Source organism: Streptomyces sp. NPDC004561 (assembly GCF_053602155.1).
Genome location: NZ_JBSGDB010000134.1, coordinates 1 through 20,038, shown reverse-complemented (window position 1 = coordinate 20,038; position 20,038 = coordinate 1). Strand labels below are relative to the sequence as shown.

Annotated in this window: 14 protein-coding genes and 3 pseudogenes; 9 read left to right on the top strand and 8 right to left on the bottom strand. The window is 72.3% G+C overall.

Features of this window, described 5'->3' with window-relative positions:
• Positions 1 to 145: 145 nt before the first annotated feature.
• Entirely contained in the window at positions 146 to 1,168 is a 1,023-nt protein-coding gene (locus ACWEN3_RS19380) for an aspartate-semialdehyde dehydrogenase (protein ID WP_452972212.1), read from the bottom strand.
• Positions 1,169 to 1,498: 330 nt separating this feature from the next.
• Between ACWEN3_RS19380 and ACWEN3_RS19375 the strand changes: the two genes are divergently transcribed.
• Together ACWEN3_RS19375 and ACWEN3_RS19370 are read left to right on the top strand one after the other, a co-directional pair.
• Positions 1,499 to 2,056, top strand: coding sequence for a sigma-70 family RNA polymerase sigma factor (locus ACWEN3_RS19375; RefSeq protein ID WP_452972209.1), 558 nt, complete (start codon positions 1,499 to 1,501; stop codon positions 2,054 to 2,056).
• A gap of 1 nt (position 2,057) precedes the next feature.
• Positions 2,058 to 3,005 (top strand): hypothetical protein, encoded by a 948-nt coding sequence (locus ACWEN3_RS19370; RefSeq protein ID WP_452972206.1) that lies wholly within the window; start codon positions 2,058 to 2,060, stop codon positions 3,003 to 3,005.
• A 90-nt stretch (positions 3,006 to 3,095) separates the two neighbouring features.
• Here ACWEN3_RS19370 and ACWEN3_RS19365 read toward each other — a convergent pair whose 3' ends face one another.
• A complete protein-coding gene (locus tag ACWEN3_RS19365) occupies positions 3,096 to 6,392 on the bottom strand; it encodes a S8 family serine peptidase (RefSeq protein ID WP_452972204.1) in 3,297 nt (1,098 codons plus the stop codon).
• 155 nt (positions 6,393 to 6,547) lie between these two features.
• A complete protein-coding gene (locus ACWEN3_RS19360; RefSeq protein WP_452972201.1) occupies positions 6,548 to 7,090 on the bottom strand; it encodes a CGNR zinc finger domain-containing protein in 543 nt (180 codons plus the stop codon).
• A 142-nt stretch (positions 7,091 to 7,232) separates the two neighbouring features.
• On the opposite strand from ACWEN3_RS19360, the gene ACWEN3_RS19355 reads away from it, so the two are divergent.
• The 5 genes and pseudogenes from ACWEN3_RS19355 to ACWEN3_RS19335 all read left to right on the top strand — a co-directional run bounded on the left by ACWEN3_RS19355 (position 7,233) and on the right by ACWEN3_RS19335 (position 11,342).
• Entirely contained in the window at positions 7,233 to 7,679 is a 447-nt protein-coding gene (locus ACWEN3_RS19355) for a VOC family protein (protein ID WP_452972199.1), read from the top strand.
• Between the two features lie 2 nt (positions 7,680 to 7,681).
• Positions 7,682 to 8,563 (top strand): pyridoxamine 5'-phosphate oxidase family protein, encoded by an 882-nt coding sequence (locus tag ACWEN3_RS19350; protein WP_452972196.1) that lies wholly within the window; start codon positions 7,682 to 7,684, stop codon positions 8,561 to 8,563.
• 9 nt (positions 8,564 to 8,572) lie between these two features.
• Positions 8,573 to 9,055, top strand: a complete 483-nt coding sequence (locus ACWEN3_RS19345) for an NUDIX hydrolase (protein WP_452972194.1) — start codon at positions 8,573 to 8,575, stop codon at positions 9,053 to 9,055.
• 446 nt (positions 9,056 to 9,501) lie between these two features.
• Positions 9,502 to 9,981: pseudogene (locus tag ACWEN3_RS19340) on the top strand (TIGR03767 family metallophosphoesterase); the annotation flags it as partial.
• Positions 9,982 to 10,142: 161 nt separating this feature from the next.
• The gene (locus tag ACWEN3_RS19335) at positions 10,143 to 11,342 is read left to right on the top strand and encodes a glycosyltransferase (RefSeq protein ID WP_452972214.1); all 1,200 of its coding nucleotides are present in this window, start codon (positions 10,143 to 10,145) and stop codon (positions 11,340 to 11,342) included.
• Between the two features lie 81 nt (positions 11,343 to 11,423).
• Here the strand turns inward: ACWEN3_RS19335 and ACWEN3_RS19330 are convergent, their stop codons facing one another.
• Entirely contained in the window at positions 11,424 to 12,485 is a 1,062-nt protein-coding gene (locus tag ACWEN3_RS19330) for a hypothetical protein (protein ID WP_452972191.1), read from the bottom strand.
• 205 nt (positions 12,486 to 12,690) lie between these two features.
• Entirely contained in the window at positions 12,691 to 15,285 is a 2,595-nt protein-coding gene (pepN, locus tag ACWEN3_RS19325; protein ID WP_452972189.1) for an aminopeptidase N, read from the bottom strand.
• A 140-nt stretch (positions 15,286 to 15,425) separates the two neighbouring features.
• Between pepN and ACWEN3_RS19320 the strand changes: the two genes are divergently transcribed.
• Positions 15,426 to 16,088 carry a mycothiol-dependent nitroreductase Rv2466c family protein gene (locus tag ACWEN3_RS19320; RefSeq protein WP_452972186.1) on the top strand — a complete coding sequence of 221 codons (663 nt, stop codon included), beginning with the start codon at positions 15,426 to 15,428 and terminating at the stop codon, positions 16,086 to 16,088.
• A 165-nt stretch (positions 16,089 to 16,253) separates the two neighbouring features.
• On the opposite strand, the pseudogene ACWEN3_RS19315 reads toward ACWEN3_RS19320, so the two are convergent.
• The 3 genes and pseudogenes from ACWEN3_RS19315 to ACWEN3_RS19305 all read right to left on the bottom strand — a co-directional run.
• Positions 16,254 to 16,760 (bottom strand): annotated as a pseudogene (locus ACWEN3_RS19315) (superoxide dismutase); the annotation flags it as partial.
• A gap of 81 nt (positions 16,761 to 16,841) precedes the next feature.
• The gene (locus ACWEN3_RS19310; RefSeq protein WP_452972183.1) at positions 16,842 to 18,224 is read right to left on the bottom strand and encodes an amino acid permease; all 1,383 of its coding nucleotides are present in this window, start codon (positions 18,222 to 18,224) and stop codon (positions 16,842 to 16,844) included.
• 123 nt (positions 18,225 to 18,347) lie between these two features.
• Positions 18,348 to 19,137: pseudogene (locus ACWEN3_RS19305) on the bottom strand (TauD/TfdA dioxygenase family protein); the annotation flags it as partial.
• 253 nt (positions 19,138 to 19,390) lie between these two features.
• Here ACWEN3_RS19305 and ACWEN3_RS19300 point away from each other — a divergent pair.
• Positions 19,391 to 19,972 carry a biotin transporter BioY gene (locus ACWEN3_RS19300; RefSeq protein ID WP_452972181.1) on the top strand — a complete coding sequence of 194 codons (582 nt, stop codon included), beginning with the start codon at positions 19,391 to 19,393 and terminating at the stop codon, positions 19,970 to 19,972.
• Positions 19,973 to 20,038 lie beyond the last annotated feature (66 nt).

Below are 20,038 nucleotides of genomic sequence, written 5' to 3'. Positions count from 1 at the left end.
CGGCCGTGTTCCCGCCCGCCGTACCCGCCGAAACGGGCCCCCGCCACCCCGCGGGGCGCCCTTCGTCGTCCGCGGCGGCCACCCGCGCCCGGGGACGCGGAAGGGGCGGCCACGCCATGGTGACCGCCCCTCGTGCCCGGGTGCTCTACTTCTTCGCGGACAGCTCCGCCGCGACCAGCTCCGCGATCTGCACCGCGTTCAGCGCGGCGCCCTTGCGGAGGTTGTCGTTGGAGACGAAGAGGGCGAGGCCGTTGTCCACCGTCTCGTCGCGGCGGACGCGGCCGACGTACGACGGGTCCTGGCCGGCCGCCTGGAGCGGGGTCGGGATGTCGGAGAGGGCGACGCCCGGGGCCTTCGCGAGCAGCTCGGTGGCGCGCTCGGGGGAGATCGGCCGGGCGAAACGGGCGTTGATCTGGAGGGAGTGGCCGGAGAAGACCGGGACGCGCACACAGGTGCCGGAGACCTTCAGGCCGGGGATCTCCAGGATCTTGCGGGACTCGTTGCGCAGCTTCTGCTCCTCGTCGGTCTCGTTCAGACCGTCGTCGACGAGGTTGCCGGCGAAGGGGAGCACGTTGAAGGCGATGGTGCGCTTGTAGACCGCCGGCTCGGGGAAGTCGACCGCCGCGCCGTCATGGGTGAGCTTGTCGGCCTCGGCGGCGACCTTCTGCACCTGGCCGTGCAGCTCGGCCACGCCCGCGAGACCCGAGCCGGACACCGCCTGGTAGGTGGCGACGACCACCGCCTGGAGATCCGCCTCCTCGTGCAGCGGCCCGAGCACCGGCATCGCGGCCATCGTGGTGCAGTTCGGGTTGGCGATGATGCCCTTGGGGCGGTCGGCGATCGCGTGCGGGTTGACCTCGGAGACGACCAGCGGGACCTCGGGGTCCCTGCGCCACGCGGAGGAGTTGTCGATCACCACGGCGCCCTGGGAGGCGACCTTCTCGGCCAGTGCCTTGGAGGTTGCGCCGCCCGCGGAGAAGAGCACGATGTCGAGGCCGGTGTAGTCGGCGGTCGCCGCGTCCTCCACCGTCACGCCGTCCAGCACGGTGCCGGCGGAGCGGGCCGAGGCGAACAGGCGCAGCTCGGTGACCGGGAAGTTCCGCTCCGCGAGGATCCTGCGCATGACCGTGCCGACCTGACCGGTGGCTCCGACGATTCCGACCCTCACGACGACTCCCTCTGTGTGTCTCTTGCATGACCCGGGCTTTTCCATCATGCGGCCGACCCCGGTCCAGCTGTCCAATTCTTTGCGAGGCGTGCCCGGTGAGTGGGACACGATCACCCGGCGGACGGTTCCGTACATCCGTCCAGCGCCCCGCTGAGCTGGAGATATTCCCTCCGCGGGGCGCCCGGGCCGCAAGCTGTGCTGTCCCGTCCCTGCCCGGGCGGGTGGCGGCCACACGGCGGTGTGACGTACGCCTCTGCGGGGCGCCGGAGAGGGTCCGAACGTTTCCGGCCGCTGCCGCGTCGTAGGGGCGGACGCAGGAGGGGGTGGCTTGTGCTGCGCGGAGGGGCGCGCCGCGACCAGGGGGCGTACGCCGGGGGTACGGACCGTACGGACGGTACCGCCGGCGATCCGCTGGACGCGGCCCAGGAACGCCGGGTGCGGGCGGTGCTCGCCCTCGGCGGAGTGCCGCAGTCGGATCTGCCGGACGGGGTGCAGCAGGTCCGGCTGCGGCTGCTGGAGCGGACCGCGAGCGGCCGGGAGGCGCCGCGGGACGTGTCGGCGTGGGCGGCGGTGGTCGCCTCCAACCTCGCCATGGACTGGCACCGGGCCAAGCGGCGGCGGGAACGGCTGGGGGAGCGGCTGGCCGCGCTGCGCGAGCCCGCGCCCGCCTCCGGCGAGGAGACGAGTCTGCTCTCCCTGGCCCTCGCCCGGGGCCTGGACGAACTGCCGGCCGCCCAGCGGCAGGTGCTCGTGCTGCGCTTCTTCGCCGACCTGCCCGTGCGGGACATCGCCGAGGAGCTGGGCATCCCCGAGGGCACCGTCAAGAGCAGGCTGCACACGGCCGTCCGCGCCCTGCGCGACCGGCTGCACGAGGACGAGGTGGTGTGACATGACCGCCGACCACGAGAACCCGCGCAACCCGGAGACCGAACGGGGCGCCGGGGGCTACGCGGGTGAAACGGGGGGCAGGGAGGCCGGGCAGGGTGCCGGGGGAGAGCAGGGTGTTGCCGGCGTGCCGGGGCTCGAGGGCGCGGAGGTCGCAGACGGCCCGCAGGGGGGCGGTGGCGTGCCCGGGGTGGATGCGCTCATGGCCGCTGTCAGCGGGGAACCGCTGCCCGAGGAGGCCCGGTGGGATCCCGGGCTGCTCGCGGAGCACCGCGCGGCCGAGGCCGATGTGGCGTTGCTGAAGGAGCAGCTGGTGCGGCTCGCCGAGGCGCTCACCGGGGAGCCGCAGGCACCCGAAGAGCCCGGGCGCCCCGGGCATCGCCCCCGCCACCCGACACGCCCGTACGGCCGGCCCCCGCGATCCCGCCGGGCCTCGCGTGTCGCGCTCGGCGCGCTCGCCGGGGCCGCGGCCTGCTCCCTGGTCGTCGGTCTCGGGTGGCTGGTGACGCACCCGGCAGGTGGCTCGGACGACCGGAGCGCCGGGGCCAAGAGCGTGGCCGGAGCCCCGGACAAGGTGTCCGGGGACGGCGGACGGCCCTCCGACCCGGAGCTGGACCTGGCCTGTTCGAAGCTGGTCGTGGAGGGCACCGTGGCCGGGGTGCGGCCGCAGAAGCTGTCCCCCTGGACCCGGGTCACCCTGACCGTGATCCGCTCCTACAAGCCCGCGTACGGGCCCGCGCACGGGCCGGCCGAGGTCGGCTTCCTGCTCGACGGCGGCGCGAAACCGGCGCCGCGCAAGGGACAGCACGTCCTCGTCCGGGTCGGTCGGGGGCAGCCGGCCGCGAGCCTGTGGGCCGTGGGCGACGCCCGCGTGGCCGCCGACCGCGCCTGGATCGAGAAGGCGCTGCCCGGGTCCCGGCACGTCACCTGCCCCTCCGGCCACTCCTCCTGAGCGGAGGAAGGCGGAGAAAGTAGGGGGAGGCAAAGGAGCGGGGCGGGTGCCCGTCCGGACACCCGCCCCTTCCGTACGACCCGTCACCCGTTACGGGGTGACCTTCTCGATCTTCACGCTGCCGATGCCCGCGACCGTGCCGCGCGCGTTCACCAGCTGGACCCGGCCGAAGAACTCACGCCCCGCCGGGGCCTCGGCGGCCGCCGTGACCTGACCGGTCACCGTGGCCGAGTCGCCCGTGCCGAGCTTCACCGCGGCCGAGTCGTCGACCGTGACCGAGCCGAGCGCCGAGGAGAAGAACACGTCCCGGTAGTCGTAGTCGGTCGAGCCGGACGGCACCGAGTAGCCGACGACCTTGATGGTGTACGTGCCGGCCGCCGGGGACGGGATGGAGACCGCCTCCTCGGAGTCGCCGTCGGCGGACTGCGCGACCTGGGCGCCGTTCGCGTTGTACACCGTCAGGTCAAGGTCGGCCGCGGTGTCCGAGACGTTGCCGATGGCGACGTCGAGGGACTTGGCGCCGGCCGGGACCTCCACCGTGGTGGTCTGCGTCTCGCCCTGCTTGATGGACGGGCGGGCCGTCTTGGAGGAGCCGAGCGGGCCGCCGACCAGCTTGCCGTCGAGGGCCGCGTAGTTGTTGGTCACCTTCCAGGTGGCGGTGGCCGCGGTGCCCACCTTCGCCTCGGGCACGGTCACGGTCTGCGGGTCGAAGGCCGCGCCGAGCACGCTGACGTCCAGCCGGTAGGGGTTGTCCAGCAGCGGGGACGTACGGCGGGCCTCCACCTCGACCTCCCAGACGCCGGGCTGCGGGTCGGCGTAGGAGCGCACGTCCGGCTTGCAGCCGTTGCCGTCCCCGTAGTTGGGGTAGCAGTACGGGGTGCCGGTGTTGTCGACCGGCACGCCGTACGGGTGGATCGCGATGAACCGGGTCTGGCTCTTGTCCTTCAGCCCGCCGAGCGCGACCTCCAGGGACTTCGCGCCCGCGGGCACGGTCAGGAAGTACGACTGCGTGCTGTTGCGCTGCACCGAACCCGACGCGGAGTAGGTGTGGTGCACGGGCGAGGCGACCACGACCGTGGTGAGGATCTGCTTGTCGATCCCCTCCGTGCTCGGGTCGTCGACCTCGAGGATCGCGCTCTTGACGCCCGCCGACGCGGGGGCCGCCTGGACCCGCACCGTCACCGGCTGGTTCAGCGGCAGCTTCACCACGTCGTCGCCGACGATCCGGAAGGTCTGCCCGGCGTTGTTCTCGAAGTGCAGCTCGTGCCGAACCGCCTTGTCCGGGCCGGAGGTACGGGTGACGGTGATGTCGTACGTCTTCTTCTCGCCCGCCTTCAGACCGCCCTCGCGGTCGTACAGGCCGGTGCCGAAGCCCGGGGTCTTCAGGGCGAAGTCGAGCGCGGTGTCGACCGGGGCCTTCACGGTGTAGTCGTGCGCGTCGGCGCCGGCGCGGATCGCGTCCCACGCGTCCACGATGTTGATCAGGCCCGCGCCCTCCTCGTAGGCCTGGACGCCCTTGATGTGGTCGGCCGTCGAGGTCAGCGCCGTGCGCAGCCGGACGGGCGTGAGGTCGATGCCCTTCTGCTTCGCCGCCGACAGCAGCAGCGCCGAGGCGCCCGCCGCCTGCGGGGAGGCCATCGAGGTGCCCTGGAGCATCGAGTAGCCGGCCGGCAGGGAGTAGCCCGCCTCGGCGACCGGGGAGCCGGGCAGCCAGGTCTGGGTGGAGTTGATCGCGGCGCCGGGCGCGGTCAGGGTCGGGGTGAAGCCGCCGTCCTCACGCGGGCCGCGCGAGGAGAAGGGCATCATCTGGTACTTCTTCTCCACGGCCGAGCCGTAGTTGGCGGCCCAGGTCTCCTTGGAGATGGCCGCGCCGACCGAGATCACCTTGTCCGCGAGACCGGGGTCGCCGATGGTGTTGGCGCCGGGGCCGGAGTTGCCCGCGGAGATCACCAGCTGGACGCCGTAGGTGTCGATGAGCCGGGTGTACAGCTCGGCGCGCGCGTTGTTGCCGTCGTTCAGCGCGGGCAGACCGCCGATCGACATGTTGACGATGTCGACGCCCCGGTTGGCGACGAGGTCGATCATGCCCTCGGTGAGGGCCACGTTGGTGCAGCCGCCGGTCCAGGTGCAGGCGCGCGAGGAGACGATCTTCGCGCCGGGCGCGGCGCCGTTCATCTTCCCGCCGAACAGGCCGTTGGCGGAGGTGATGCCGGCGACGTGGGTGCCGTGCTCGGACTCGATGACACCGATGTTGACGAAGTCCGCCTTCTTGCCGACCCAGGACCCGCCGTAGGGGTCCATCGGCACGTCCTTGCGGATCTGCACGACGAACGGCACCCGCTCGACGACGTCGGTCTTCGGGTCGTCGGTGCCGAAGTAGCCGACCTGGTAGCCGTCCTTGTACGGCTTCATCGGGGTGTCGTCGGTGAAGTCGTGGTTGTTGTTCAGGTCGACGGTGACCGTGCCGGTGGCCGGGTCGTACAGCACGCCCCAGCTGTCGGTGGTGTCGCCGTCGCGGTTCAGGTCGCCCTTCTCGTCGCCGCCGGTGGTCGCGGACTCCTTGAAGGTGCTGATCTCGTACGAGCCGGCGGGCGCCGTCCAGGTGGCGCCGGCGTAGCCGAAGCTCGGGCCGGAGACCGCGGTGACCATCGGGCGCCAGGTCGCGTCGCCGTCCACGATCGGGTCGGTCGAGGTGACCCAGTCGACGATCTTCCGTTCGCCGGTGGTGGTCTTCTGCAGTGCCGGGTGGCCGAGGTCGACGCCGGAGTCGAGGATGCCGATGGTGATGCCGCGGCCGTCCCACTTCGGGTGGTCCTTGACGAAGTCGACGGCACCGGTCTCGTGGGAGGGGTTGTACGGGTTCTCGGCGGGGGTGTTGCGCCCCGGACCCGGGTAAGTGACCGTTTCCGAAACGGACTTGGCGCCGTTCGGTGCCGGGTCGTCGAGCGGGATCTCCTGCTTGAGGTCGATGGCGTGGACCGAGGAGAGCTTCGCGGCGGCGGCGATGGCCGCGTCCGCCCTGGCCGTCGGCACCGTGGCGCGGACGTAGCCGAGCTTGTCGTAGGTCTGGCCGACCGAGCCGCCCTTGACCGCGTCCAGCTCCTCGGCGACCTGCTCGGTCCGGCCCGGCGCGGTCGCGATCATCATGGTGACGTTCTTGTCGCCGTCGGCCTTGGCCTCGGCGAGCAGGTCGGCGTCGTCCGAACCGAGCTTGTCGTGGGCGGACTTGACGCCGGGGTCGGTGGTCGCGGCGGGCGGTGCGTCCGCGGCGAGGGCCAGGGGTATCGGCCCGGCCGCGGAGAGGGCGGCGACCACGCCGACGGCAATGGCCATGCGAGCCAGGCGTCTTGGACCGGGTATCGGTTCACGCTCGGGCGTGTGGGTCATCGGCATCCCTTGGAGGTAAAGGAACGAGCGGACGAGAGCGCTCAGCTTTACCCAAGGGACAGTTCTTTGGGGATCGTTGACCGAAACGATATCGATGTATGGGGAAAACCCGCGATGGGAATTGGGCGGATTCGGCCTACATCGTCAGGGTTTTCTCAGCGTTCCTTCGAGCGCGCGTAGTGGCGGGATGCTTTCGCTCGGTTGCCGCACGCGGCCATCGAGCACCAGCGGCGGGTGCCGTTGCGGGACGTGTCGAAGAAGTGCAGGACGCAGCCGGCGCCGGCGCAGGTGCGGATCCGCTCCGGGGCCCGGGTCAGCAGGTCCAGGTAGTCGCGGGCGGCCAGCCAGGCCGGGCCCCAGGCCGGATCGGCGAACTCGGGCTCCTCGGCGGGCCCGCCGGCGGTGAGCCGGGCCCGGATCCGGCCGTGCGCCAGGACGGCGTCCACGAGCGGCGCCGCCTCGGCCGATGAGCCGTCCACCGCGGCCCTGAGCGCCTCGCGCGCCTCGTGCAGATGGCGCAGAACCTCCGTGCCGGCCGGATGGGTTTCGGCCAGCCCGTTGCTCGCGAGCCACACCGCCAGCCCGTCGGTGTCGGCGAGCAGGTCCCGGGTGGCGCCCTCCTGGTTCCACCGGGTGTTGAGCAGGTCGAGCGCGAGGGGCTCGCCGGTGAGCGGGCGGGGATCGCGGGCGGTGGACATCGGGCACTCCTCCTTGGCTAACCGCTCAAGAGTACGTGACCGGTTGACTCTCTCGGCACTAACCCTCTAACGTCAATTACAACGGTTAGGTAGTCCGCAGGCTTCCGGGCAGGAGGCCTCCGGCAGCCCGAAGGGAACAGCCATGACCCTGCGCCTCGCGCACACCGGCCTGAACGTCACCGATCTGGACCGCTCGCTCGCCTTCTACCGGGACGTCCTCGGCTTCGCCCTGCTCGCCGAGGGCAAGGAGGAGGACCGGCGGTACGCCATGCTGGGCGAGCCCGGCGGCGCGCCCCTCGTCACCCTCTGGCAGCAGGCCGGGGGGCCGTACGACCGCGACCGGGCCGGACTGCACCACCTCGCCTTCACGGTGGACTCGGTCGAGCGGGTCCGGGAGTACGAGGCGGCGCTGCGGGACCACGGCGCGGAGTTCGCCCACGAGGGCGTGGTCGCCCACCGCGAGGGCGGGTCCTCGGGCGGGATCTTCTTCCACGACCCCGACGGCAGCCGCCTGGAGATCAGTGCCCCGCTCGGTCCGGAGGGCGCCCCCGCCCCGCACGCCTCCGCCCCGACCTGCGGCTTCTTCTAGACGTGAGCGTCTACCACGCGGGCTCGCGGGCCCTTCAGGACCTGGCCGGCGTCCGCGACCGCGCCGACCACGTCGGCCGCTCCCTCGGGCAGGACGTCAAACCGGTCGCCGCGGCCTTCCTGGAGATCCAGCCCATGCTGGTGGTGGGCGCGGCGGACCCGGAGACGGGCCGGGTGTGGGCCTCCGCGCTCACGGGCGCGCCCGGGTTCGTCCGGGCCACCGGACCCCGGCAGATGTCCGTCGTCACCGACAAGGGCGGCCCGGAGCCACTCGCCACGGCCCTGAGCACCCCCGGTACCCCCGTCGGCACCATCGCCCTGGATCCCCGCACCCGCCGCCGTATGCGCCTCAACGGCCGGCTCCGGCCCACGGCACGGGGGTTCGCGGTCGAGGCGGACCAGGTGTTCTCCAACTGCCCGAAGTACATCCAGCGCCGCGAGACGTACGAGACGGTCGCCGGGCGGACCCCGGGCCGGCCCGAACGCCGGCCCCGACTCGGCCCTGCCGACGCGGAGTTCGCCGCCGCGGCCGACACCTTCTTCCTGGCCACCGTGCACGGCGGCGGCGCCGACGTCAGCCACCGCGGCGGCAACCCCGGATTCCTGCGGGTCACTTCACCGACCGAGCTGACCTGGCCGGACTACCCCGGCAACGCCATGTTCCTCACCCTGGGCAACCTGCGCACCGACCCGCGCGCCGGGCTGCTCCTCCTCGACTGGACCACCGGCACCACCCTCCGGCTCACCGGCGAGGCGCGCACCGAGTTCTCCGCCGACGGCGGGCGGACGGTCCGCTTCACCCTCACCGAGGCCCTGCGCACCCCCCACGCCCTGCCGCTGCGCTGGTCCGCGCCGGAGTACTCACCGGCCAACCCCGGCCGCTAACGTCGTCCAATGCGACGGAACTTGAGGGTGGCGGCCTACGCCGTGTGCGTGCGCGACGGACAGATCCTGCTCGCTCGCTCACCGGGCCGCGACGGCACCCCCGAGTGGGTGCTGCCCGGCGGCGGCATGGAGCACGGCGAGGACCCGTACGACACCGTCCGCCGTGAGGTCACCGAGGAGACCGGCTACCGCATCGAGGTGACCGGTCTCCTCGGCGTGGACTCCCGCCGCCACCTCTTCCCCCGCCGGCGCCTGACCCCGGAGACCGACCACCACGCCCTGCGCCTGGTCTACGAGGGCGAGGTCGTCGGCGGGGAACTCCGCCACGAGGTGGGCGGGTCCACCGACTTCGCCGGCTGGCAGGACCTGGCCGCCGTACCCGGGCTCAACCGCATCCGGCTGGTCGACGTGGCGCTCGGGCTGTGGCGCGAACGCCCGGCCCACGGACGGCTGGAGGAGCCTCCGCTGCCCCGGCAGATGAACGAGGAGTGACCGGCCCCCGGCCGCCCGCGATCCGCTCCATGACCGCGTCCCCCACCCGTGATCCACGTACGGTGATCGGCGCTGCGCGTTGCCGCCGTGTTCACACGCAGGTCATCCCCGCTGCCAACCATCCGTAGCGAGCGGGGCGTTCGCGCCTCCGACGGCCCGCGACCACTGCCGACGCGTTCGCACCCGGGGAGACCGCGCCATGTCGCGCACACGCTCTGTCGCCAACTCCGCTCTGGGGGTCAACCGCCGTACCGTCCTCGCCGCCGCCGCAGCGGTCTCGCTCTCCGCGGGCGTCGGCTACGCCCTGCGTCCCACCGACAGCGAGGCCGCCACCGCCGGCCAGGCGCCCGTCGCCCACTCCCGGCAGGCCGCCACCGCGGCCCTCGCCCCCTACACCAAGGGCACCACGCTCGCCTCCCGCCGCGCACCACCCGCGCCCAGCCGAGGACAACAAGGACTCCTACGCCGTCGTCTTCAGCCACCACACCAGCAAGACCATGGACAACACCCGCCCCGACCCGGCCCGCCCCGGCGAGAAGCGGCACGGCGGCGCCGAGGTGATCTCGGTGCTCAGCGCCCACGCCAACGTGCTGGCCTGGGTGAACGGCCACATCCACAAGAACGTCGTCACCCCGCACCAGGCCCCCGGCGGCCGCTCCTTCTGGGAGATCTCCACCGCCTCGCACGTCGACTTCCCCCACCTGGCCCGGATCATCGAGCTGGTCGACAACAAGGACGGCACGATCTCCCTGTTCACCACCCTGATCGAGTCCGCCGCCCCGCAACGCACCGGCTTCGCCGACCTCTCGCAGACCGGCCTCGCCGCCCTCTACCGCGAGCTGGCCTTCAACGCCCCCGGCGCCAACAAGGCCCTCGCGGGCACGGCGGCCGACCGCAACACGGAGCTGGTGCTGAAGAAGGGATGATTCGGTGGGGCACCGTTTCATTCGCGTCATTCCTCGTTAACGCGTACGCAATGTCTGTACCGCCTCATATCGGCTAACCCGCTATGGACGGGTATGGCTCGATCTTCTCGATCATTTATGCAAGGCGGGTGGTCGTCGTGCGCGTGAGGCACGGACTGCGTGTGCTGTCGGTCTACGAGGGCTTCTTCTCCGGAGGGGCCCGGATCGTGCACAGTGACGTCGTACTGGGACTGGCCGAGGGCGGCCAGTCCCACCAGGTACTGAGCATCCATGGAGAGGTCCACCGCGAGGCCACCCGGCAGCGCATGGAGGACGACCACTGCTACCGGGCCCTGACGGCCGGCGGGGTCGGCGTGACCTCGCTGGGCCGCAGCGCGGGTCTGGTCGACGGGTCGCTCGCGGCGAACGTTTTCAGCGGGCCGGAGCTGGCCGAAACGGCACGGGTGACGGCCGGCGCGGACGTGATCCTCTCCCTGAAGGAGCAGCCGCTCGCCCTGCTGAACCAGGCGGGCCTGCCCCGCCGCCCGGTCGTGGTCGGCCTGCACCGCTCCGACCCGGAGAACCAGGGCCCCGCCCTGGACGAGCTGAAGGCCGCGATCGCCGACGGCACGGTGGTGGCGTGCGTGTGCTGCGCCGAGTCGACCCGCCGGGCGTACGAGGCGGCCGGCATCCCCTCCGAGCTGCTGCACGTCATACCCAACGGCGTCGACCTGCTCCGCTTCCGGCCGGACGCGGCGGCGCGGCTCGCCTTCCGGGCCTCCCTCGGCATTCCCGCCGGCGCTCCGGTGATCGTCTTCGCCGCCCGGTACGCCGCGATGAAGAACGTTCCCCTCCTGCTCGCCGCGGCCCGCACCTGGCTGGCGCGGGAGGGCGGCGGGCACGTGGTGATGTGCGGGGCCGGGATGACGGACGCCAACCCCGCCCTGTGGGCGGACCTGGAGATCGCCTTCGCCGGGGACCGGGCCCTCGCCGGCCGCGTCCACCTGCTCGGCGTACGGCACGACATGGAGGCGGTGTACGCCGGCTCCGACGTCGTCGCCCTGACCTCCGTCTCCGGCGAGGCGGCGCCCCTGTGCCTGATCGAGGGCATGATGTGCGGCGCGGTGCCGGTGACGACGGACGTCGGCGACAGCGCGTCCATCGTGGACGGCCTCGGCTACGTCACCCCGCCCGACCCGGACGCCGTCGCCCTCGCCTGGTCCGGCGCCGTCGCGAGCCGCGCGGACCTGCTGCCGGCGCTGGAGCGCAGCCGCGAGCGGTTCAGCCGTACCCGGATGATCGCCGCGTACGCGACCCTGCTCGACGGGGTGCACGCGGGCCGCCCGGGCGAGGTGCTCGGGGTGCCGGACGGCGAGCGGTGAGACAGCCGAGGAGGGGCCACCGGTCGCTTCCGGTGGCCCCTCCTCGCCCCTCCTCGCCCCTCCTGATGTCCGCCCGGTCCGTCACGACCGGGGCAGCGCCACGACATAGGCGGCCGGGTCGCGGTCGCCGGATGCCATCAGGGCCGTGCGGACCACCGCGGCCTGCTGGTCCATCGCGTCCCTGAGCTTCCTCGGCGTGACGTGCACGACCGTGATCCCGAGCCGTTCCAGGTGCTCGCGTTTGCGCGCGTACTCCGACCACAGGGCGTCGTCGTCCTCCCGGCCGCCCGCGCGGGGTGCGCGGGTGTCGAGTTCGACGGCGACCGCCTGGTCGGGCCAGTACGCGTCCAGGCCGCCGAGGTGGGGGCCGCCGGGCAGGCGCAGGTCGACGTTCCAGACGGGGTCAGGCAGGCCGTACTCCCGGACCATCCGGTACAGGCGGTCCTCGGCGATCGAGCGGCTCTCCGCCAGCAGGGAGTCCACCGCGTCCACCACGTGCGGGCGGTGGAGCAGCTTCGCCTGGGTCAACTCGCGCACCACGGCGGCCGGTTCGCAGTGGCCGCCGCGCACCGCCTCGGTCAGCAGCCGGCGCACCGCCTCCGCGTCCGTCAGGTCGGCCACCGCGTCCGCGAGCGCCCGCGGCACCGGCGCCACCGGCAGGCCGGTCACCGCCCGGGGCGCGGGCAGGTCGGCGGTGCGGACGACGCGGACGTAACCCGTGGAGCGGACGCGGCGCAGCCGGGGCACCAGGACGTCGACGTGGTTCAGGGAGAGCAGGGGCGGGGTGGCGGAGAAGCCGTGGAGGGTGAGGGCCGCCAGGCCCGTGATCATCGCCTCGGCGTAGAGCGGGCGGTGCGGGGACTGCGCCGTCGGCTGGACCGGCACGCCCGGCACGCCCGGCGCGGTCTCGCGGGCCGCGTACAGCAGGGCCCCGTGCAGACGCTCCTCGCTCGTCGGCGGCCCCGCGTGGAGGAGGACGACGTTCGGGAGCAGCTGACGCCAGGGGCCCTCGGGGCGGCACTGCTCGCTCAGCTCGGCCGTCGTCACGCCGTGGGCGCGGAGCTGAGCGGTGGTCAGGACGCGGCGGTGGACCTCGTCGAGGTGGCGCAGGGGGCGGGGGGAGAGCGGGGTGTTGTGCGTCATGGCGTCGAATTTCCCGCGTCTGGTCCCACCCGTAACCGTTGTTACACGGTCGTCGAGGAATGCGGACAAGCCGGGACTAAAGGTCAGGTGTTCGGATGCCGAGTAGGCACGGAAACCCCTGGTCCACAGGGTGCGGACCAGGGGTTACGGGTGTGATTGGCTGGATTCCGTAACGGTCACCGACCGGGCAGGCTCAGGCCAAAGCTCAGTGGCCGGCCGCCTCCGCGTCGCACGCCTGCGCGCGCAGCGCCCGCGCCAGGTCGTCCCGCGCCTCCAGCACCAGGCGCCGCAGCGCGGGCGCCGCGTCCCGGTGGGCCTCCAGCCACACGTCCGTCGCGTCGAGGGTCTCCCGCCGGTCCTGGAGGGAGGGGAACAGCCCCCGGACGACGTCCATGCCGATCTGGATCGAGCGCTCCTGCCACACCCGCTCGATCGCCGCGAAGTACTTCTCCGCGTACGGCGCCGTCAGCTCCCGCTGCGACGGCCGGTCGAAGCCCGCGATGGTCGCCTCCACCAACGCGTTGGAGAGGGAGTCGGACTCCACCACCTGCGCCCACGCCTGCGCCTTGACCGCCGCCGAGGGGCGGGCCGCGAGACAGCGGACCTGATGACGCTTGCCCGACGCGGTGTCGTCCCGGGCGAGTTCGGCGGCCAGCACCGACTCGTCGGCCGCCCCGTGCGCGGCCAGCGGCTCCAGGAACGCCCAGCGCAGCTCCTGGTCCACCTCCAGGCCGTCGATCTCCGAGGTGCCGTCCAGCAGGTCCTTCAGCAGGGCCAGGTCGGGCTCGGCCGAGGCCACCGTCGCGAAGAAGCGCGCCCACGCCAGCTGGTGCTCACTGCCCGGCCCGGCCGCCCGCAGCTCCCGCAGCGCACCCTCGGCGAGCAGTTCCCCGCCGGTCGCGCGCCACGCGGGCACCGCGTAGTGCACCAGCGCCGAGTCCGCCCACGCGTGCAGCATCTGGAGCACGCCGATGTCGGACTCGCGGCCCGCGAACCGCAGCACCAGACCGATGAAGTCCCGCGCCGGGAGCAGCCCGTCACGGGTCGTGTTCCACAGCGCCGACCAGCACAGGGCACGGGCCAGCGGGTCGGTGACCGCACCCAGGTGCTCGCGCAGGGTGACCAGGGACGTCTCGTCGAAGCGCACCTTGCAGTAGGTGAGGTCGTCGTCGTTGACCAGGACCAGCGCCGGCGCCTCGGCGCCCGCCAGGTCCGTCACGACCGTGCGCGGGCCCTCCACGTCCGTCTCCACGCGCGCGTACCGCTCCAGCGCGCCCTCGGCCGTACGCCGGTACAGGCCCACCGCGACCCGGTGCGGGCGCAGCTCGGGGTGCGACTCGGGGGCCTCCTGGAGCACCGCCAGCTCGGCGATCCGGCCGCCCTCGGTGTCCAGCAGCACCTGCGGGGTCAGCGAGTTCACCCCGGCCGTCTGCAGCCAGGACCGGGCCCACGCGGTCATGTCCCGGCCGCTGGTCTCGCCCAGCACCGACAGCAGGTCGCCGACGCGCGTGTTGCCGTACGCGTTGCGCTTGAAGTAGCGGCGGGCGCCCTCCAGGAACGCGTCCTGGCCGACGTACGCCACCAGCTGCTTGAGCACCGAGGCGCCCTTGGCGTAGGTGATGCCGTCGAAGTTCAGCTTGGCGTCCTCCAGGTCGCGGATGTCCGCCGTGACCGGATGCGTGGACGGCAGCTGGTCCGCGCGGTACGCCCAGGCCTTGCGGCGGTTGGCGAAGGTGATCCACGCGTCCTCGAAGCGGGTGGCGCCGACGTTCGCGAAGGTGCCCATGAAGTCCGCGAAGGACTCCTTCAGCCACAGGTCGTCCCACCACACCATGGTGACCAGGTCGCCGAACCACATGTGCGCCATCTCGTGCAGGATCACGTTGGCGCGGGCCTCGTACGACGCCTGCGTCACCTTGCCGCGGAAGATGTACTCCTCGCGGAAGGTCACCAGGCCCGGGTTCTCCATCGCGCCCAGGTTGTACTCCGGCACGAACGCCTGGTCGTACTTCCCGAACGGGTACGGGTAGTCGAAGTGCTCGTGGAAGAAGTCCAGGCCCTGCTTGGTGACCAGGAAGACGTCGTCGGCGTCGAAGTGCGGGGCCAGGCCCTTGCGGCACATCGCGCCGAGCGGGATCTCCAGCTTCGAGCCGTCCTCCAGGACCCGCTCGTAGTGGTCGGTCACGTAGTGGTACGGGCCCGCCACCACACAGGTGATGTAGGTCGAGATCGGCTTCGTCTCCGCGAACCGCCAGACCCCGTCGACGCGTTCGCCCGCGCCGTTGCTCCACACCGTCCAGCCCTCCGGCGCCCGCACCTCGAAGCGGAACGGCGACTTGAGGTCCGGCTGCTCGAAGTTGGCGAACACCCGGCGGGAGTCGGCCGGCTCGTACTGGGTGTAGAGGTAGACCTCGCCGTCCTCGGGGTCGACGAAGCGGTGCATGCCCTCGCCGGTGCGCGAGTAGGCGCACCGGGCGTCGACCACCAGCTCGTTCTCGGCGGCCAGGTCCTCCAGCGCGATCCGGGAGCCGTCGAAGACCTCGCTCGGGTCCAGGTCCCTGCCGTTGAGCGAGACGGCGGTCACGCCCGGCGCGATCAGGTCGGCGAAGCTGGACGCGCCCGGCTCGTTGCAGCGGAAGCGGATGGTGGTCACCGAACGGAACGTGCGCGGCTCGCCGTCCCCGTGCCCGTCCCCGTCGCCGACGGCGGACCTGAGGTCCAGGGACACGTCGTATCCGTCGACGGACAGCAGGGCGGCCCGCTCCCGGGCCTCGTCTCGGGACAGATTCTCACCGGGCACGTGCGCACTCCCTTGTGATCGCGTGGATGAGGGGCTGAACAGGACCGATCCTGCCATGTGCCCCTGACGGGGGACACCGGGGAATGCCTGTCGCGGGGATGTCGTTGATCCTTCAAAAGGCCGTTTCGCTGAGGAGAACCATGTCCGAGACCGCGACCCCGTCCGGCAAGACCCCCGTCGACTTCTGGTTCGACCCGCTGTGCCCCTGGGCCTGGATGACGTCCCGGTGGGCGCTGGAAGTGGAGAAGGTCCGGGACATCGAGGTGCGCTGGCACGTCATGAGCCTCGCGGTCCTCAACGAGGACAAGCTGGACGAGCTGCCCGACGAGTACCGGGAGATGCTCGCCACCAAGGCCTGGCAGCCGGTCCGCGTGGTCACCGCCGCCTGGCAGAAGCACGGCGAGGACGTCCTCGGCCCGCTCTACACCGCGCTCGGCACTCGCATCCACAACAACGGCGAGGGCGCGACCCTGGAGGCCATCGCCGGGGCGCTCGCCGACGCCGGCCTGCCCGCCGAGCTGATCGAGTACGCCGAGCAGCAGGACTTCGAGTTCGACGCCGAGCTGCGCGCCTCCCACAAGGAGGGCATCGAGAAGGTCGGCCAGGAGGTCGGCACCCCGGTCATCGCGGTGCCCGGCGCCGACGGCGAGCAGATCGCCTTCTTCGGCCCGGTCGTCACCCCCGCCCCGAAGGGCGAGGAGGCGGGCCGCCTGTGGGACGGCACCCTCGCGGTCGCCTCCGTGCCGGGCTTCTACGAGATCAAGCGGACCCGTACCAAGGGCCCCGACTTCAGCAACCTGTAGACGACCGCGCCGGGCCCGTGCGGGCCGCCGCCGTCGCTCAACCTGCCCTGCGCACAGGGAAGAAGGCCCCCGTGGGTCACGTCCTCACGGGGGCCTTCCTTCACCCGCCCGCCGCGTGAAATGTGAGAAGACGATCACGAGGCAGGACGACTCACGGGGTACGGCTCAGGGGGCGAGCGGCAGCACGTCCGCGCGGGACCTGGCGGCCTCGTGGCGGCGGCCGACGTCCTGCCAGTCGACGACCTGCCACATGGCCTCGACGAAGTCCGCCTCCTGGTTGCGGTACCGGAGGTAGAAGGCGTGCTCCCGGGCGTCGAAGACGAGGATCGGGGTGGTGCCCTGGCCGACGTCGCCCTGGTGGTCGTAGACCTGCTCCACGATCAGGCGCCCGCTCAGCGGCTCGTACGCCAGCACGCCCCAGCCCGAGCCCTGGGTGGTGGCCGCCGCCTTGGACAGCTGGGCCCGGAAGGCGGCGAAGGACCCGAAGGACTCGTCGATCGCGCCGGCCAGTTCGCCCACGCCGTCGGCCGCCGGCGGCTCGCCGCCCCCGTCCTTCGGAGCGGTCATGTTCCGCCAGTAGATCGAGTGCAGGATGTGCCCGGACAGATGGAAGGCCAGGTTCTTCTCCAGGCCGTTCACCGCACCCCACGCCCCCTTGTCGCGCGCCTCGGCCGGCTCGTAGGACAGGTCGGGCAGCGTGTGGACGGGCATGGCGATCCCACCGGAGCAACAGGAAGGTCGGGGCGGCGGGCGTCAGCTTCGGGCGCGCAGCCGCTGCCGGGCGTATCCGACCGCCGCCAGGAACAGCGTCATGCCGCCCGACGAGTAGAGCTGGACCCGGGTGTCCGGCTCCCGGGCCATCAGCACGAAGACCGCGGCCATGCCGGCCAGAGCCACCCAGGTGAGCCACGGGAACGCCCACATCCGGACCACCAGCTTCTCGGGCGCCTCGCGCTCGATCCGGCGGCGCAGCAGGAGCTGGGAGACCGCGACGAAGATCCAGACGACCAGGATGACCGCGCCGATCATGTTCAGCAGCCAGGGGAAGACGTCGTTCGGGCGCCAGTAGCTGAGCAGCACGCACACGAAGCCGAAGAAGCAGGAGGTGAGGACGCCGATCCGGGGGACCCCGCCGGACAGCCTCGACAGCGCCTTCGGGCCCTGGCCGCGCTCGACCAGCGAGTAGGCGATGCGCGAGGAGCCGTAGATGTTGGCGTTCATCGCGGACAGCAGCGCCACGAACACCACCACGTTCATCAGCTGACCGGCCCCGGGGATGCCGAGATGGTCGAGCGTGGCGACGTACGGGCCCTTCTCCACGACCTCCTTGGAGTCCCACGGGACCAGGGTCACCACGACGGCCATCGACCCGATGTAGAAGAGGGCGATGCGCCACATCGCGGTGCGGACGGCGCTCGCCACGCCCCGCACCGGGTCCTGCGACTCGGCCGCCGCGATGGTGACCGTCTCCAGGCCGCCGTACGCGAAGACCGAGGCGAGCAGGCCGATGACCAGGCCCTCGCTGCCGTGCGGCAGGAAGTGGGTCAGGTTCGAGGCGCCGGGCGCGTGCGTGCCCGGGAGCACGCCGGTGATGGCGAGCACGCCCAGCACCAGGAACAAGGAGATCGCGCCGACCTTCAGCGCGGCGAACCAGAACTCGAACTCGCCGAAGTTCTTCACGGCGGCCAGGTTCGCGCCGCAGAACACCAGCATGAACAGCGCCACCCACATCCACTGCGGGGTGCCCGGCAGCCAGCCCTGGGCGATGTTCGCCGCGCCGATGCCCTCCAGGCCGACGGCCGTGCAGAGCAGGACCCAGAAGGACCAGCCGGCGGCGAAACCGGCCCAGGGGCCGATCGCCCGCTCGGCGTGGGCCGAGAAGGAGCCCGACGACGGGTACGCGGCCGACATCTCGCCGAGCATCCGCATCACCAGCATCACCAGAAGGCCGGAGACCGTGTAGGCGATCACGATGGACGGACCGGCGGCGGCGATGCCCGCACCGGACCCGACGAACAGCCCCGCGCCGATCACCCCGCCGAGGGCGATCATCGACAGATGACGCTGCTTGAGACCGTGGGAGAGCGAGGCGCTCTCCTCCTGCGGCGGTGTCTCGGTGCGGGTGCTGCTGGGCATGGGCGAGGCTCTCCCAATGCAATAGGCGGGCAAAAAATCTCCCACAGTCTGGGCGGCCCGTCCGCTCACGCGGAGGAGCCGCCCAGTATCCGGACACCCGTCACACGGAGGGTGAGACCCCGGTCACGCCGCCACGGGGGTGTGGTGCGAGGCGTTGCCCTCGATCGAGTAGCTCTCCTTGCCCTCGACGCCGGCCGGGACGTCCCCGGCGACCGTCACCCGGTGCGGACGGCGCGGCTGCCCGTCGTGGTTGTCGATGACGTAGTGCTGGGTGACGCGGTTGTCGAACAGCACCGGCTGGTTCTCCGACCAGCGCCGGCGCAGGACGTTCTCCGGGCGGGTGACGTACGCCTGGAGCAGGTCCAGGAGCTTGCGGGACTCGCCCACCGACAGGCCCACGATCCGCTGTGCGAACCCGCCGATGAACAGCCCGCGTTCACCGGTCAGCGGGTGGACGCGGACCACCGGGTGGGCGGTGCGGTACGTGATGGAGGTGAACCGCGCCCGCTGGGCGGCCTTCTCCTCGTCGATCGTCTCGTCGGGCACCGCGTAGTCGTAGGCGTCGGTGTGCTCCGCCCACAGGGTGTCGGCCAGGCGGCGCAGCGGCTCCGGCAGATCGCGGTAGGCGGCGGCCGCGTCGGCGATGAGGGTCTCGCCGCCGTACGACGGGACCGTGAGCGAGCGCAGGGTGCCGGCCTGCGGCGGGTTGAGGACGAAGGTGACGTCCGTGTGCCAGTGGTCGGCGCGGCCCCGCTCGCTGTCCACGGGCAAGCACGTTCGGCGCGCCCTCCACGGCGCCGACGGTCGGGTGGGCGGTGGTCAGGTCGCCGAAGTGCCGGGCGAAGGCCTGCCGGCCCGCGTCGTCCAGGTCCACCTCGTCGAAGACGAGCGCCTTGTGGACGTTCAGCGCCTCCGCGGAGCAGCGACCTCCTCCCCGGCGGGGCTTTGGTGAGTCCCTACAGATCGGGTGCGATGCCGGGGAGTGAGCTGAACGTCCCCACCTCAGTGACCGGTATCACGCCTGACCCCGTGTAAGCAGCACACTTTGTCCGAAGGTCACGAAGGCGCCGTTCGACCCTTTGTCGAGCGCCGACGGTGATCGGCTCGAGGGTGCTGGGATAGCGTCACGATGTCCCGACGTGTCCACACCACACCGTGGAGTCCCCATGAGCACCGCCACCGTCACCGCCCGTCCGGGCGCCGTCCTCGCCGACCTGCTGCCCGCGTCCCGTGTCCGTGACGTCGCCCTCGTGCTCGGCGGCGCCGTGCTCACCGGCCTCGCGGCCCAGCTGTCGGTGCCCGTGCCCGGCTCCCCGGTGCCGGTGACCGGCCAGACCTTCGCCGCGCTGCTGGTGGGCACCGCGCTCGGCGCCCGCCGCGGCTTCCTCTCGCTCGCCCTGTACGCGCTCGCCGGTGTGGCCGGTGTGCCGTGGTTCGCGGGCGGCGCCTCCGGCGCGGGCGCCGTGTCCTTCGGCTACGTGCTCGGCATGCTGCTCGCCTCCGCGGCCGTGGGCGCCCTGGCCCGCCGCGGCGCGGACCGCTCCGCGCTGCGTATGGCGGGCACGATGATCCTGGGCGAGGCGATCATCTACGCGGTCGGCGTGCCGTACCTGGCCCTGGCGGCCCACCTCTCCCTCTCCCAGGCCGTCGCGGCCGGCCTCACCCCGTTCCTGATCGGCGACGCCCTCAAGGCCGCCCTGGCGATGGGCGTCCTGCCCACCGCCTGGAAGCTCGCCGACAAGCGCTGACGGCCACGCCGTAGTTCCCGCGAAAGAGGTTCGCCGGGCCGAGGCGGACCAGCTCCAGCACGACCC

Bases quoted from the DNA above. Each gene is read 5' to 3' on its own strand.
- ACWEN3_RS19370 (WP_452972206.1), top strand. From the start codon at position 2,058: ATGACCGCCGACCACGAGAACCCGCGCAACCCGGAGACCGAACGGGGC.
- ACWEN3_RS19365 (WP_452972204.1), bottom strand. From the start codon at position 6,392: ATGACCCACACGCCCGAGCGTGAACCGATACCCGGTCCAAGACGCCTG.
- ACWEN3_RS19300 (WP_452972181.1), top strand. From the start codon at position 19,391: ATGAGCACCGCCACCGTCACCGCCCGTCCGGGCGCCGTCCTCGCCGAC.
- ACWEN3_RS19360 (WP_452972201.1), bottom strand. From the start codon at position 7,090: ATGTCCACCGCCCGCGATCCCCGCCCGCTCACCGGCGAGCCCCTCGCG.
- ACWEN3_RS19330 (WP_452972191.1), bottom strand. From the start codon at position 12,485: ATGACGCACAACACCCCGCTCTCCCCCCGCCCCCTGCGCCACCTCGAC.
- ACWEN3_RS19355 (WP_452972199.1), top strand. From the start codon at position 7,233: ATGACCCTGCGCCTCGCGCACACCGGCCTGAACGTCACCGATCTGGAC.
- ACWEN3_RS19345 (WP_452972194.1), top strand. From the start codon at position 8,573: ATGCGACGGAACTTGAGGGTGGCGGCCTACGCCGTGTGCGTGCGCGAC.
- ACWEN3_RS19320 (WP_452972186.1), top strand. From the start codon at position 15,426: ATGTCCGAGACCGCGACCCCGTCCGGCAAGACCCCCGTCGACTTCTGG.
- ACWEN3_RS19310 (WP_452972183.1), bottom strand. From the start codon at position 18,224: ATGCCCAGCAGCACCCGCACCGAGACACCGCCGCAGGAGGAGAGCGCC.